This is a genomic window from Pseudoduganella rivuli, assembly GCF_009674485.1.
GTDB lineage: Bacteria > Pseudomonadota > Gammaproteobacteria > Burkholderiales > Burkholderiaceae_D > Rugamonas > Rugamonas rivuli_B.
On sequence record NZ_WKJJ01000044.1, the window covers coordinates 1 to 14,745 of the forward strand.

Here is a 14,745-nt window from a genome sequence, read left to right on the forward strand (position 1 = left end):
CCATCCCGAACAGGACCGTGAAACGACTTTGCGCCGATGATAGTGCTGCAACCAGTGTGAAAGTAGGTTATCGTCAGGCTAGTTATATAGAAAAACCCCGTCAGTTAGCTCTGGCGGGGTTTTTTGCATTTCAGGGCCATTCGTTGGGGGACGGTGAATTAGTGATACTCGGTGGGAGGCTTTCGGACCAAACCAGGGTGGTATACAATGAACAACATTGCGATCGGCGGCTCCAGCGGAGGCCTATCGATAAATACGGCTACATCCGGACAAGTTGAGGGGTTAAACAGTTTTAAGCCTCACTGCTCTCCCCAATGAAATACATTCGCTTTTTTGGGCCCGGCTTTACGGGATCCATTTAACTCTATTCGCAACAGTTAAGGTCACTTCTAAAAACATGCGAAGTGGCCAAAGCACGGCAAAACCATTTCACTTACAAACTGCAACCCGCTTGGACAAGCGTTACAAAGGCATGCGGGGAGTACGAAGATCTCAACCCACAGGAGGGAACGATGGAAATGCATGGAGCGAAAGCAGACGGCAGTCACGGCGTGTTGAGCATTACGGAGCTGACCACCTGGATCAATACGCATCTACCGGCCATCAACGCCACGCACGCAGGGCATCTGGCGGACTTCTTTCATAACCACAATGGCACGACCAGCGGTGGCGGCACGGCGCGCACCTTCAAGGGACGTACCGTGTTTCACCATACCTGCCACGGCCGCAATTATGGCGGCGGCACGATTTTCTTCGCGCCGGTGGACGACAAATTCAAGATCGGCACCATCGTCGGCCTTGGCCAGCACACACCGCAGGGCATGACGACCTACCAGCTGGCGTGGAGCCGCAACGGCTGGGGCGGGACGAACGGGCAGATCGACATCACCTGACGGCAAGCGATCACGCGGCGGCACATGGACGTCGCCCGGCCAGATCATGCAGGTCGGAGCATCGCAATCGGAAGATACAACGCCGCGAACGACCCCACCGGCTCGTCCGGAGCGTGCCTTGTCCTGCCATGGCGAGCGCGCTTTGTCAGCGATACCGACGGTCAGCGCCGCATCAGCGCATCGAACAGTGGCTGCGCGGCATCGGCAATCCGGTCCAGGCTGGCTTCGCGCAGCGCGGCCGTGTCAACGCGGTGTTCGCTGCGCAAGCCGGCCCACGCCAGCAGCGCCGCGCAGGCTTGCGGCGCATCGAACAAGCCGTGCAGGTAGGTGCCCAGTACTTGCCCGTCCGCCGACAGCGCGCCTTCCGCGCGTCCGTCGATATGGAAAGCAGGCTGCGCCAGCGCCGCACCGCTGGATACGCCCATGTGGATTTCGTAGCCGGCCACGGCCGCGTCCGGCGCAAATGCGCAAGTCCCTTGCACTTGCACCAGCCGTTTTTCGCGCGTCAGCGCCGTGGTCATATCCAGCAGCCCCAGCGCCGTGGACATACCCGGCGCCCCTTCCACACCGAATTCATCCGTCACATCGCGTCCCAGCATCTGGAAACCACCGCAAATACCGATGACCTTGCCGCCATAGCGCAAGTGGCGCGCGATCTGTGCCGGCCAACCATACGCTTCCAGCCACGCCAGGTCGCCCCGCGTATTCTTGCTGCCGGGGATGATGATCAAATCCGCCGGGGGGATCGCTTCGCCCTGGCGGATGAATTGCAAGTCCACGTCCGGATGCGCGCGCAGCGCATCGAAGTCCGTGTGGTTGCTCATGCGGGGCAGGCTCGGCACCACCACGCGGAATGCGCCGCGTGACGCCTGCACCGGTTGCACCGCGTCTTCCGCATCGAGGTATAGCCCGTGCAGGTAGGGCAGTACCGCCAGCACCGGCTTGCCGGTCTGCTGTTCCAGCCAGACCAGGCCCGGCTCCAGCAATTTGATATCGCCGCGGAAGCGGTTGATGACAAAGCCGATAATGCGATTACGCTCGCTCTCCGACAGGCACGACAAGGTGCCGACGATGTGCGCAAAGACACCGCCCCGGTCGATATCGGCCACCAGCACCACCGGGCAGTCGACGGCTTCGGCAAAGCCCATGTTGGCGATGTCGCGGTCGCGCAAATTGATTTCAGCGGGACTCCCCGCGCCTTCCACCATCACCGTGTCATATTGCGCGAGCAGGCGCTGGTGCGATTCCAGCACGGCGCCCATCGCGACGGTTTTATATTGGTGGTAATCGCGTGCATTCATTTCCGCGCGCACCTTGCCGTGGATGATCACTTGCGCGCCGATGTCGCTGGAAGGTTTCAGCAGCACCGGATTCATGTCCGTATGCGGCGCCACGCCGGCGGCCACCGCCTGCAATGCCTGGGCGCGGCCGATTTCTCCGCCGTCGCTGGTGACGGCGCTGTTGAGCGCCATGTTTTGCGGCTTGAATGGCACCACGCGCACGCCGGCGCGTTTGAACAGGCGGCACAGGGCCGCCACCACGGTACTTTTGCCCGCATCGGACGTGGTGCCTTGCACCATCAGGGTACGGTAAGCGGTCATCAGTTTTTCCTGTGCTGGCGGGCTTCTTCCAGCTTTTCGCAAATCATCGCCGTACCCTGGATCATGCGCGGGCCTGAACGGTTCACCAGGCTGCTGTCGATGGTGAACAGATTGTTGTTTTTGACGGCTTTCATATTCTTATAGGGCTTCCACAAGTCGACGCCGCCGTAATTTTTTTCCGCAGTGGCAAATACCGCTTCCGGGTCTTCGCGCAAGACGTTTTCCACATCGACCACGGGTGCCGTGGTCTTCAGCGCGGCAAATACGTTATCGCCGCCACAGACACGCATCGCATCGTTGATGATGTGGCCGCCGGCCAGCGTGTACAGCGGCTTGTCCCACACCTGGTAAAACACACGCACTGGCGGGCGCTGCGCATATTGCGCCGTCAATGCGGCAAGTTTGCCGCGCAGGTCCGCTGCCACCTTGTCGGCCACGGCTTCGGTGCCCAGCAGCTTGCCCATGCGCTGCACATTGTTCGGGATGTCCGCCAGTTTTTTCGGTTCACTGTGGAACAGGGGAATACCCAGTTGGCGCAGCGTATCGATCTGGCGTTCGGACGCGCCATGCATCCAGATCACGATCAAATCCGGTTTCAGCGACGCCACCCGTTCCATATCCACATTGCGGTTATCGCCGATGTTCTGGATTTTTTTTGCGGCTTCAGGGTAATCGCTATAACTGACCACGCCGACGATCTTGTCGCCACCGCCCGCCGCGAACAGCATTTCCGTCACGTGCGGCGCCATGGAAACCACGCGCTGCGCGGGTTTTTGCAGCGTGACAGGTCTACCGTCGTCGTCCTGTACGGTAATGACGGCTTGCGCCTGCGTGGCCATGGCTGCCAGCAAGGCCGACGCCAATGCATTGCGGTTGATCTTCATGCTTGACTCCAAAGTTGTAATGCCTGTTCGAGACGGCGCCAGCCCGCTTCATCGGGCGGCAAGCCGAGACGGATGCCGCGCGCGGCGCGGGGAAACAGCCGCACCCAGATGCCGCGCTGCGCCATATGTTCATGAAATGCTTCCGCCCGCGGTTCCGCCCACCACTGGAACAGGGCCGTCCCCGACGACGCGATTCCATACCGGGCCAGCAGCGCCTGCAAGCGCGCGCCATCCCGGGCCAGCTGTTCGCGCATTGAGCCCTGCCACGGCGTGTCGCACAGCGCGGCCAGCGCCACTTGCTGCGCGGGGCCGCTGACCGCCCACGGCCCCAGCATCGCTTCCAGCTGTTGCAGCAGCGGCAAGGGCGCGGCCACAAAGCCCAGCCGCAAGCCCGCCAGCCCAAAAAATTTGCCGACCGAGCGCAGCACGATCAGCGCGCCGCCCTCGGCCCATCCCCGGTCCGATTGCGCCGCCACACTGCCGGCCACGGTATCGCCAAACGCTTCATCGACCACAAGCCAGCCGCCACGCGCGGCCAGCCGCTCGGCCCACTGCAATAACTGCTGCGCCGGCACGTGCGCGCCGGTGGGGTTGTTCGGATTGCAGATCACCATGACGTCGCAATGATCGACCGCCGCGGCCAGTTCATCGTAGGGCACTTCGCGCATCGCATGGCCATGCTGTTGCCAGTGATGGGCATGTTCGGCATAGGACGGCGACGACACCACCACGCGCGATGCGGGACGCAACCGTGGCAATGCCTGGATGGCCGCCTGCGTGCCGGCCACCGCCAGCATGCGCGGCGCGCCATAAAAAGCCTGCGCCGCCTGCGCCAGTGCAGGATCGGTTTCCGGCAAGCGGTGCCACGCATTGCCGGCAATCGGTGGCGCCGGGTACCAATGGGGATTGATGCCGGTGGACAGGTCCAGCCAGTCGTGTTCTCCATAACGCCGCATGGCGTCGCGCAAATTACCGCCGTGTTCAGGCATGGTGTCTTCCCAGTGCAATGATGAACGCAACGGCCAGCCACAGCGCCGTTGTATTGCGCACCAGCCGCCAGGCGCGCAGGATGTCGGCCGTGCGCGCGGGCTGTCCCAGGCCGAGCGGCGGGCGCTGCTCCACTTCGCCGTCATACACGGCGGCGCCGCCCAGCGACAAGCCCAGCGCGCCGGCGCCGCTGGACATCACGGGACCGGCGTTGGGGCTGCTCCAGGCAGGCGCCTGCGCGCGCCAGCAATGCCATGCACGGCGTTTGCCATCCAGCGTCGGCGCCAGAAACACATACGACAGCGCCGTCAGGCGCGCGGGAATCAAATTCAATGCATCGTCGATGCGGGCGGCGCACCAGCCGTAGCGCAGGAAACGCGCATTACGGTATCCCCACATGGCGTCGAGCGTATTGGCAAGGCGGAACAGGATGGCGCCCGGGCCGCCCGCAACGGCAAACCAGAACAGCGTGCCGAATACCGCGTCGTTGCCGTTTTCCAGCAGCGATTCCGTGCTGGCCTTGGCCAGGTCCGCTTCACCGGCTTCGCTGGTATCGCGGCTGACGATGCGCGAAGTCAGCCACCGTGCCCGTGGCAAGTCGCCGCGCACCAGGGCGTCAGCGATCGGCACATTATGGTCGCGCAGGCTGCGCAAGCCGATGCACAGGTACAGCAATAGCGCGTGCACGGCGTATCCGCCATAACCGGCCAGTACGCCAGCCAATAAAGTCAGTGGCAGCACGGCCAGCAGCCAGCCCACGATGCCGTGTGCATAGCCGCCGTGGCGGTTCAATATTTTTTCAATGGCGGACGCCAGCCGGCCGAATCCGACCAGCGGATGCCAGCGCCGTGCTTCTCCCAGCAGTGCGTCGAGCACGACGCCGGCCGCCATCAGCAGCGCGATGTCCAGCGCACCGAGTCCGCTCAGCATGGCGCGCCTTTCATTACCAGCGGCAGGCCCGCCGCCACGAAGACCGCGCGGTCGCAGACAGCGGCCACGGCCTGGTTCAGGCGTCCCGCTTCATCGGCAAAGGCGCGCGAGACGGCGCCGAAAGGCACGATCCCCATGCCCACTTCATTCGACACCAGCACGATATCACCTGTTACGCCTGCCGCATTGTCCAGCGCCGTAAGCAGCGCCGCGCGCTGTTCATGAAAACGCGCCGGCAATGCGATGGCGCCCACGTCGGGATATTCGGTGGCGCCGTCGAACATCAGGTTGGTGAGCCACAACGTCAGGCAATCGACCAGGACCAGCCGCTGCGGCGCCGCCCACTGCGTCACCATGGCCGCCAGTGCCAGCGGTTCTTCCACCGTGGTCCAGCTGGCCGGGCGCTGCTGGCGGTGATGCGCGATGCGCACGGCCATCTCGCCATCGCCCGCCTGCGCGGTCGCGATATAGACGACTTCCTTGCCCGAATCGATGGCCAGCTTTTCCGCGTAGGCGCTCTTGCCCGAGCGCGCGCCGCCGAACACCAGGGTCCGCATTATGCGCCGCTCCGCGACAGCAGCGCCGCCACGGCGGCCGGATTCGACGGGAAGTAGGCATGGAAGTACGATGCCGTCAGCGAACCCACGCGGTACACGGCTTCGCCCTGCGCGCCGGATGGATGTTTCACCGTGTGGGCCAGCGGCGTGGCAACCGTCTGCATGGACGAATAATGGAACGTATGGCCCCGCAATTCACCCTGCGGCGTCGGCATGGCTTGCGAACCCAGTCCCGCCAGGCGCTTTTGCATGGCGACATGGCCCGGCAGCAGCCCGGCCATCGGCCATACAGTATCTTCCTTGTCGGACAGCGTTTCCGCCAGCGCCATCATGCCGCCGCACTCCGCCCAGATCGGCACACCTTCCTGGTGCGCGGCGCGCATCGACGCCTGCCAGTGCGCGGCTTCCGACAGCGCCTGCGCATGCAATTCCGGATAACCGCCTGGCAGGTAAATCGCATCGGCATCGAACGGAGGCGGCTGGTCCGCCAGCGGTGAAAAGAACGTCACCTCGGCCCCCAGCGCGCGCAAGGTATCCACGTTGGCCGGATACAGGAACATGAACGCCGCATCGCGCGCGATGGCGATCTTGCGGCTGGCCAGCAGTGGCGGCACCGGCGCCGTGGTGGGCGCCTGCAGCGCATCGTCCAGCTGCAAACGCGCCGGGCGCAGGCTGCTCCATGCCGCTTCGTCGAAATTCAATTGCGCCGCCAGGTTGTCCAGCAGGGCATCGAGATCGGGTATTTCATCCGGCAGCACCAGGCCCAGGTGCCGTTCCGGCAGCGACACGGCCTGTTTCGGCAGCGTGGCAAACAGGGGAATGCCGCGCAGGGCGGCGGTAATCATGGCGGCATGGCCCGCGCTGCCGACACGGTTGGCAATCACGCCGGCCATCTCCACCGGACCGTAGTCGCGCAAGCCGTGCACCAGCGCGCCGGCCGTTTGCGCCATCGCGCCAGCATCGATGACCGCCATGACGGGCACGCCGAATTCGCGCGCCAGGTCGGCCGACGACGGATTGCCGTCATACAGACCCATGACACCTTCGATCAGGATCACATCCGCTTCCATGGCTGCCTGGGCCAGTTGCGCGCGGCACGCTTCGCGGCCCACGATCCACAAGTCCAGCGAACGCACGGGTGCGCCGCTGGCCCGCTCGAGGATGGCCGGGTCGATGAAATCCGGGCCGCATTTGAAGACACGCACCTTGCGGCCCATGTTGACCAGCTTGCGCGCCAGCGCGGCCGTCACGGTGGTCTTGCCCTGACCAGACGCCACGGCGGACACCATCAGCACCGGCGCGTTGTAATGCGACGCCATCACCATTCCGTGCCCGCCTGCGCCTTGATGCCGGATTTGAATGCGTGCTTGACCACTTCCATTTCCGTGACGGTATCGGCGATGTCGATCAGTTCCGGCGGTGCGCCACGGCCGGTGATGACCACGTGCTGCATGGCGGGGCGCACCAGCAAGTCGGTCAGCACGGTCTCAATATCCAGGTAGCGGTATTTCAGCGCGATATTCAGTTCATCCAGCACCACCAGGCCGATGTCCGGATCGGTGAGGAAACGCTTGGCCTGTTGCCATGCCAGTTGCGCCTTGGCGATATCGCGTTCGCGGTCTTGCGTGACCCACGTATAGCCTTCCCCCATCGAGTGGAAGCTGATTTCTTCGGGGAAGCGGCGCAGGAACATTTCCTCGCCGGTTTCCATCGCGCCTTTGATGAATTGCACCACGCCGACTTTCATGCCGTGACCCATGGCGCGGATCGCCATGCCGAAGCCAGACGAACTCTTGCCCTTGCCGTTGCCGGTATTGACGATGATGATGCCGATCTGCTTGTCGGCCGCCGCGATTTTCGCGTCGATGATTTCCTTCTTGCGTTCCATGCGGATGCGGTGGCGCTCGTTCAGCGCGGCGCGTTCCTGGTCTTGTTCTGTCGTCATGTAGTGGTTTCTTTCGGAATGAAGATATGGCGCGCGCCATGCCGGATCACTTCAATGTCGTGATCCAGGCAGCGGCCAAGGATATCGGTTTGCATCACGTCCGCCACGGGGCCGGCCTGCCACGTGCCGTCGCCCATCAGCAGCAGCGCATGGGTGGAGACGCTGTGCGCCAGCGTTAAATCATGGCCCACCATCACCACGGTCTTGCCCTGTTCGCGGCACAGATTGGCCAGCAGGCGCATCACGCTGACCTGGTGCGCCAGGTCCAGCGCATTGGCCGGTTCGTCCAGCAACAGCAGCGGCGTATCCTGCGCCAGCATGGCGGCAATCGCCACGCGCTGGCGCTCGCCGCCGGACAGGGTGCGCACATTGCGCGCCGCCAGGTTGTCGACTTCCATGGCCGCCAGCGCCGCCATGGCCAGCCGGTGATCGTCGCTGCCTTCCCAGTAGCGGTTGTCGTGATAGGGGTGGCGCGCCGACAGCACGGTTTCCAGCACGCTGTAGGCAAAAGCGTCGCTGCGGCTTTGCGCGAGGAAGGCGCGTTCGCGCGCCAGCGCCGCCAATGGCCAGTCGTGCAGCGCCTTGCCCTGGATCGCGACATGGCCGTCATCGGCCGGGATCAGGCCTGCCAGCGTGCGCAGTAACGTGCTTTTGCCGGCGCCATTGCGGCCGATCACGCTCCAGCATTCGCCATCCCGCACTTGCCACGTGAGGCCTTGCACCAGCGTGCGGGCGCCGATCCTGAGGGTTAAGTCATGGGTGGAGATCATTTGCGCAGCCTGTGTAATTGGTACAGGAATACGGGTGTCCCGATCAGCGCCGTCACTACGCCGACCGGCAATTGCTGTGGTGCGATCATGGTGCGCGCCAGCGTGTCGGCCAGCACCAGGTAGCCGCCGCCCAGCAAGGTGGCGGCGGGAATCAATACACGATGGTCGGCGCCGAAGGCAAAGCGGCATGCGTGCGGCACGATCAGGCCGACAAAGCCCACACTGCCGCCATTGGTGACGGCGCTGGCTGTCAGCAAGGCGGAAGCGAAGAACAAGCCTTTGCGCTGCAAGCCCACGTTGATGCCCAGCGTGACCGCGCTTTCCGCGTGCAGCGCCATGACATTGATGGCGCGGGCGCTGCGCAGTGCGAAGGCCAGGCAGCCGGCCAGCACCACCCATGGCATCAGCCGGAAGGATGCGCCGGACAAATCGCCGATCAGCCAGAACACCATCGAACGCAGCCGGCTTTCCGGCGCAATCGACAGCATCAGCGTAATCAGCGCCGTGCAGGCGGCGGACAGGATCACGCCGGTCAGCAACAGCAATGCCGTGCCGCCTTCCGCTGCCGTGCCGCTGCGCATGTCGCGCCGTGCCAGGAAATACAACAGCATGGCAATGGTCACGGCGCCGGCGAAGGCGGCGGCGTCGACCATCCACACGGCGCACATCAGCATCAGCGCAAACAAGGCGCCGACTGCGGCACCGGCCGAGATCCCCAGCACATAGGGGTCGGCCAGGGGATTGCGCAACAGCGCCTGCATCATGACGCCGGACAGCGACAAGGCCGCGCCGGTGACGAACGCGGTCAGTGCGCGGGTGCCGCGCAACTCCAGCAAGGTTGCGGCCAGGCTGGGCGTGACACCTTCAACCGGGGCATACAGTTCGTGCAATGCGTTCGCAAGGTCGCCCACAGGAATATGAATGGAGCCGGTCATGCCGGAGAACAGCAGGCTGGCGACAACGAACAGCGCCAGTGCGCCGGTGACGGCCACTGCCCGGGAGCGCAGGCTGGTAGAAGGTGGGTGCATGTGCAGCCTTATCGATTGCGCCTGCCGGACGGTGGCGCACCGTCCGGCAGCTTACAGGTCTTACGGGATGTGTTACTTCAGGCCGTAACGGATGCCGGCGAAGTACGTGGTGCCGGCCACGCCATAGTAGCGCGCCACCTGGTAGCTCTTGTCGGTGGCGTTGTTGACGCGCCCGACCAGCGACCAGTCGCGGGTGAGCTGGTACGTGGCGAACAGGTTCACCAGGCCGTAGCCGCCCAGGCGGTTGCGGTTGCCCGCATCGTCAAAGCGCTTGCCGGAGACTTGCCATTCGACGCCGGCCACCAGCGGGCCGGCCGTGTAGTCGACGGTGGCGGTGCCGTGTTCTTTCGCGCGGCGCGCCAGCGATTTGCCGGTGGTTTCGTCTTTCGGATCCTGGAAGTCGGCGCTGGCGCTGACATTGAAAGCGCCCACGCGGTGGCTGGCCGCCAGGGTGATGCCTTCCAGCGTCACCTTGTTGACGTTGTAGGCGCAACCGAATGGATATTTCGTCACATCTTTCGGGCATGGCGACGTGCTGACCAGCATGTCGGTCAGCTTGTTGCGGTAGACGGTGGCGCTCAGTTCCAGCGCGCCTTCGTGGTATTGCACGCCTGCTTCGAAGTTGCGGCCTTTTTCAGGCTTGTTGTCCGGATGGCCGTAGCTTGGGTAGTACAGTTCATTGAACGACGGTGCGCGGAAGCTGGTGCCGAAGGTGGCGCTGGCGCGCAGCGCGTTGCTGAAGCGGTAGCCGTAGCCAATCGCGCCGGTCGATTTGGAACCGTATTGCGAGCTGTCGTCGTTACGCACGCTGACGCTGGCCAGGTGCGCGCCCAGTTTCATGTTGTAGGCGGCAGCCAGCGAGTTGGTGCTGCGCTCCTTGCCCAGCGCCGGCGTGCTGCCGGATACCACTTCTTCCTTGCGGTGGCTGTACAGCAGTTGCAGCATATCGTCGCCCACGCGAATGTCGTTTTGCCACGTCCAGTCGTGCTGCTTGCTGACGATCGAGCTGTAGCCCGAAACCGTGCCGGGATCGGACACGGAATTGTCTTCCGACTGCGTGTATTGCAGGGTGCTGTGCCACAGTGGCAGGAACTGGTTCTTGGTGAAGACGCCGACATTCTTCTGTTTCTGGATGCTGCGCGCGTCGTAGATGACAACCGGCGTGCCGCTGTCGATCTGGCCGTTGGTGCGGCTGTTCAGGAATACCAGGCCGACGTCATGGCCCTTGGCCAGCTGGAAGCCGAACTGGCCCGTGGCGTTTTCACGCACGTAGCCATCCTTGTCGCCATTGAACGAGAAGTTGCCGGGCATGGTGGCCGAGAAGCCGTCCGATTCTTCCTTGCCTGCGCTGATCGCGTAGCTGAAGCTGTGCTCACCGCCGGTGGCGCCATAGACGCTGGCGTCATATTCGCGGGTCTTCAGGCTGCCGATACCGGCCGATGCCGTCACGGCTGGCGCGCCTGCGCCTTTCTTGGTGAAGATCTGGACCACGCCGCCGATGGCGTCTGCGCCGTACAGGGTGCTCATCGGACCGTAGACGATTTCAATATGGTCGATGGCTTGCAGCGGCAGCGCCGACCAGTTGGCCGCGCCGGACGTGGACGAGCCGATGCGCACGCCATCCACCAGCACCACGTTCTGGTTGCTGTTGGCGCCGCGGATGAAGACGGCCGAGTTGGTGCCCGGGCCGCCGTTGCGGGAAATTTCAATGCCGCGCTGGCGCTGCAGCACGTCGATGATGGAGCCGGCGCCGGAGCGGGCGATATCTTCAGCCGTGATGACGGTGACATCGGACAGCACGTCGCGCTGCAGTTGTGGCGCGCGGGTGGCGGTCACGATGACAGCATCGATGGCCGTGGTTTGGGCGTAGGCAGGGGCGGTCAGCGTGGCGCAAGCGGCGGCAACGGCGAGCGCGAGCGACGTCAGGGACGCGGTGCGGGGGGCAGTAAAGCTCATGGCAATTTTCTGATAATAGTATGCAACCAGCCGACTTCCCCGTCGGCGGGATTGAACAGAAGCGCATGGACTGGTCGTCTCGGTGCGCATCCACCTGTTTTGGCCGGTATCCGGGCTGGCAAGTTAAACCGCTTTACCTTCCCATGCGATGCACAGTGGTGTCTGAGGCGATTTGCCGCGCGAGGCGGCACTTGCTGACCGTTGCGGGGGCAGCACACGCTGGCACGCGGGGCGCGCTTCGTGTTTCCCGTTTAACTGCACGCATGAACATGCGCGCGGGCACCAAAACCCGACATTATACGGACTTCAGCGGGTTGCTTCCAGAATGACCGCTTCGCCATAGCCGATGCGGTGCGCCGCACTGGCGGCCCGCAGGGCGGTTTGCGCCGCATCCTTGCCGGGTTCGTACGCCATCAGCAGGCGCATGACGCCGGCGTGGCAAACGATCACGGCGTCCGTGTGTGCCTGTTGCAGCAGGCTGGCGCGGAAGGACAGGACGCGCAGCGCCGCATCGGTGGCGCTCTCGCCGCCGCCAGGGCGGTAATGGGCCAGGTCGGCGGCCCAGGCATCGACGTCTGCGCGGGGGATGTCATCCCAGCGGCGCATTTCCCAGCCGCCGAAATGCAGTTCGCGCAAGCGTGCATCGAAAGTAGGCTTGCCCAGCAGGTGGGCCAGCGCGGCGCAGCGTTGCAGGGGGCTGGTGTAGATGGGGGCATTTGCTGGAATGGCGACGCTGGCGTGCAGCGCCGCCAGTACGCGTTCAGGTTCGCCCGGCAGGACGGGCAAGTCGGTGCTGCCGTAGCATAGCCCCGGCTCGGCCAGTGGCTGTGGGTGGCGGATCAGGATCAGGCGCATGCAGTTATGTCCAGGCGGCGCCCGGCGTCATGCCGGCCAGGCGCTGTGTCCCAGGCTGCCCAGCACACACAGATAGATGACGGCCTCCGCCACCTGCTGCACGGCGCCAAGGCAATCGCCGGTATAGCCGCCGATGCGGCGCTGGAATTTCATGCCCAGCCACAGGGTGCTGGCGCTGGCCGCGAGCACCGCCGCCACGGCAGCTTGCCAGTGCAGCCAGCCGCCTTGCAGCAGAATGGCGGCTGTCAACAGCACGGTGCACGCGGCAAGGCCGAATTCGCCGGCGCTCATCTTTTGCGCCAGCGGCTTGGATTTACCTTCGTCGCGCGCATAATCCATCCGCCAGATCAGCGCCGTGGCGGCCAGGCGTGACAGCGGATGGGCGAAGAACAGGGCGGCTATCGCGGTGGCGGGCGGCAGCATCGCCAGCGTGGTGCATTTCACGCCCAGCATGCAGATGGTGCCGATGGCGCCATAAGCGCCGATGCGCGAATCCTTCATGATCTCCAGCACGCGTTCGCGCGTCATGCCGCCGCCGAAGCCATCGCACATGTCGGCAAAGCCGTCTTCGTGGAAGGCGCCTGTCGCGTAAATACCGGCGGCTGTCGATAGCAGCACCGCCACCGGCGCGGGCAGCACCAGCGCGGCGGCCGCGTAGACCGCCGCGGCAATTGCCGCCACGACGACACCGACCAGCGGGAAGTAACGCGACGACTGGTGCAGCCAGGCGGCGTCGAACCCCACCCAGCGGGGAATCGGCAGGCGCGTAAAGAATTGCAGCGCGGTGAAGAACAGGCGGACCTGGTGCATAAGTTATGTAGGCTCGTTATGCGGACTTTTCACTGACTTGCGCGGACTCGAATGTCGCCATCTGGCCGACGAAATTGACGGCGGCGTGCAGCAGCGGCAACGCCAGTGCGCCACCCGTGCCTTCGCCCAGCCGCAGGCCCAGTTGCAGCAGTGGGCGGGCGTGCAAATGGTCGAGCATGCGGCGGTGGCCGCTTTCGTCGGAGCAGTGCGCGAAGACGCAGTAGTCCAGGATAGCTGGCTGGATTTTTGCGGCGACCAGCAAGGCGCTGGTGACAATGAATCCGTCGATCAGCAATACCTTGTGGCGTTCCGCTGCTTTCAGCATGGCGCCCGCCATCATGGCGATTTCCAGGCCGCCGAAGGTGGCCAGCACGTCCAGCGGTTCGTTGATGGCCGCGTGGTGTTCCACTGCCGCCTCGATGACGCGCTGCTTGTGCAGCACGCCTTCGGATGACAGGCCGGTGCCGGCGCCGACGCACTGCGCCACGGGTAAGCCCGTCAGCTTGTGCATCAGGGCTGCGGCAGCGGTGGTGTTGCCGATGCCCATTTCACCGAAGCCGACGACGTTGCCGGGCAAATCCGCCGCCAGCGCCATGCCGTGTTCCAGCGCGGCGGCACACTGTGCGGCCGTCATGGCTGGGTCGTTGGCAAAGTTGCGGGTGCCCGGAGCGACTTTGCGGTCCAGCAAGCCATCGCGCGGGCCGAAGTCGTGGTTGACGCCCGCATCGACCACGTGCAGTGCAATGCCGTTCTGCTTGGCAAAGACATTGATGGCGGCGCCTTGGGCCAGGAAGTTTTCCACCATTTGCCACGTGACGTCTTGCGGATAGGCGGAGACGCCTTCGGCCACGACGCCATGGTCGCCGGCGAAGACGAGGATGGCGGGGTCTTGAATGGAAGGCGCGGCCGTGTTTTGAATCAGGCCGATTTGTTTGGCCAGCGATTCAAGCATGCCCAGGCTGCCCAAAGGCTTGGTCTTGTTATTAATGGCGCGGTCGAGTGCTGCGGACAGGTTGTCGTTAGCAGTGGAACTAATCGATGGGATCGGCATGGCAAGAGTGACGAAATGGAGATGGGCGCGATGTTACCGCCGTACTTGCCAAAAGCGAAGCAGCTTTGCTATAGTTCGGTCCCCGCAGCGCTGCGACAGATCAACGAGACAGCGATGCAGGATGAAGTAAAGACGAGGGGTTGACGAATATCACGAAACACTAGATAATCTCGCTTCTCTGCTGCTGACGAACAAAACGCTTCGTCAAATACGAAAGTAAGCAGCCTTCTTTAAAAATAAACAGTCGATAAGTGTGGGTGTTAGATGAGATCAGCCCGGCAGCGCAAGCTGCTGATGCTCAAATTATTATTTAACACTCGCACAAAATTAAACGTAAATTTCTTCGGAAATTTCGTCAGTATTTTGAGTGAGTGACCTCCGATAGCAATATCGGAAAAACAGAGATTGAACTGAAGAGTTTGATCCTGGCTCAGATTGAACGCTGGCGGCATGCTTTACACATGCAAGTCGAACGGCA

14 protein-coding genes, 1 rRNA gene and 1 riboswitch are annotated in these 14,745 nt (G+C 63.6%); of the genes, 2 read left to right on the forward strand and 13 right to left on the reverse strand.

Annotated features, from left to right (window positions below; translation table 11 throughout):
* Nucleotides 1–512 precede the first annotated feature (512 nt).
* The gene (locus GJ700_RS34225) at nt 513–893 is read left to right on the forward strand and encodes a hypothetical protein (RefSeq protein WP_154382617.1); all 381 of its coding nucleotides are present in this window, start codon (nt 513–515) and stop codon (nt 891–893) included.
* A 161-nt stretch (nt 894–1,054) separates the two neighbouring features.
* Here the strand turns inward: GJ700_RS34225 and GJ700_RS34230 are convergent, their stop codons facing one another.
* From GJ700_RS34230 to cobT, 13 genes are all read right to left on the reverse strand, one after another.
* The gene (locus GJ700_RS34230; RefSeq protein ID WP_229507409.1) at nt 1,055–2,494 is read right to left on the reverse strand and encodes a cobyric acid synthase; all 1,440 of its coding nucleotides are present in this window, start codon (nt 2,492–2,494) and stop codon (nt 1,055–1,057) included.
* On the reverse strand, nt 2,494–3,378 hold the full coding sequence (locus GJ700_RS34235; protein ID WP_154382619.1) for a cobalamin-binding protein: 885 nt from the start codon (nt 3,376–3,378) through the stop codon (nt 2,494–2,496). Before GJ700_RS34235 ends, GJ700_RS34230 begins: the two co-directional genes overlap by 1 nt.
* Entirely contained in the window at nt 3,375–4,367 is a 993-nt protein-coding gene (gene cobD / locus GJ700_RS34240) for a threonine-phosphate decarboxylase CobD (RefSeq protein WP_154382621.1), read from the reverse strand. The genes GJ700_RS34235 and cobD overlap by 4 nt, the downstream gene beginning before the upstream one ends.
* Nucleotides 4,360–5,295, reverse strand: a complete 936-nt coding sequence (cbiB, locus tag GJ700_RS34245) for an adenosylcobinamide-phosphate synthase CbiB (RefSeq protein WP_154382623.1) — start codon at nt 5,293–5,295, stop codon at nt 4,360–4,362. Before cbiB ends, cobD begins: the two co-directional genes overlap by 8 nt.
* A complete protein-coding gene (cobU, locus tag GJ700_RS34250; RefSeq protein ID WP_371868257.1) occupies nt 5,289–5,855 on the reverse strand; it encodes a bifunctional adenosylcobinamide kinase/adenosylcobinamide-phosphate guanylyltransferase in 567 nt (188 codons plus the stop codon). The genes cbiB and cobU overlap by 7 nt, the downstream gene beginning before the upstream one ends.
* Entirely contained in the window at nt 5,852–7,171 is a 1,320-nt protein-coding gene (locus tag GJ700_RS34255) for a cobyrinic acid a,c-diamide synthase CobB (protein ID WP_154382627.1), read from the reverse strand. The genes cobU and GJ700_RS34255 overlap by 4 nt, the downstream gene beginning before the upstream one ends.
* Complete coding sequence (gene cobO, locus GJ700_RS34260) at nt 7,171–7,797, reverse strand: cob(I)yrinic acid a,c-diamide adenosyltransferase (RefSeq protein WP_154382629.1); 627 nt, start codon at nt 7,795–7,797, stop codon at nt 7,171–7,173. The genes GJ700_RS34255 and cobO overlap by 1 nt, the downstream gene beginning before the upstream one ends.
* Nucleotides 7,794–8,567 (reverse strand): ABC transporter ATP-binding protein, encoded by a 774-nt coding sequence (locus GJ700_RS34265; RefSeq protein ID WP_154382631.1) that lies wholly within the window; start codon nt 8,565–8,567, stop codon nt 7,794–7,796. Before GJ700_RS34265 ends, cobO begins: the two co-directional genes overlap by 4 nt.
* Nucleotides 8,564–9,595, reverse strand: a complete 1,032-nt coding sequence (locus GJ700_RS34270) for a FecCD family ABC transporter permease (RefSeq protein ID WP_154382632.1) — start codon at nt 9,593–9,595, stop codon at nt 8,564–8,566. Before GJ700_RS34270 ends, GJ700_RS34265 begins: the two co-directional genes overlap by 4 nt.
* A 72-nt stretch (nt 9,596–9,667) precedes the next feature.
* Nucleotides 9,668–11,551, reverse strand: coding sequence for a TonB-dependent receptor plug domain-containing protein (locus tag GJ700_RS34275; protein ID WP_154382634.1), 1,884 nt, complete (start codon nt 11,549–11,551; stop codon nt 9,668–9,670).
* 84 nt (nt 11,552–11,635) lie between these two features.
* Nucleotides 11,636–11,853, reverse strand: a riboswitch (cobalamin riboswitch).
* A gap of 4 nt (nt 11,854–11,857) precedes the next feature.
* Nucleotides 11,858–12,406 carry a histidine phosphatase family protein gene (locus GJ700_RS34280; RefSeq protein ID WP_154382636.1) on the reverse strand — a complete coding sequence of 183 codons (549 nt, stop codon included), beginning with the start codon at nt 12,404–12,406 and terminating at the stop codon, nt 11,858–11,860.
* 27 nt (nt 12,407–12,433) lie between these two features.
* Entirely contained in the window at nt 12,434–13,216 is a 783-nt protein-coding gene (locus GJ700_RS34285) for an adenosylcobinamide-GDP ribazoletransferase (protein ID WP_154382638.1), read from the reverse strand.
* Between the two features lie 16 nt (nt 13,217–13,232).
* Nucleotides 13,233–14,267, reverse strand: coding sequence for a nicotinate-nucleotide--dimethylbenzimidazole phosphoribosyltransferase (cobT, locus tag GJ700_RS34290; RefSeq protein WP_154382640.1), 1,035 nt, complete (start codon nt 14,265–14,267; stop codon nt 13,233–13,235).
* Nucleotides 14,268–14,674: 407 nt separating this feature from the next.
* Between cobT and GJ700_RS34295 the strand changes: the two genes are divergently transcribed.
* A 16S ribosomal RNA gene (locus tag GJ700_RS34295) occupies nt 14,675–14,745 on the forward strand; the annotation flags it as partial.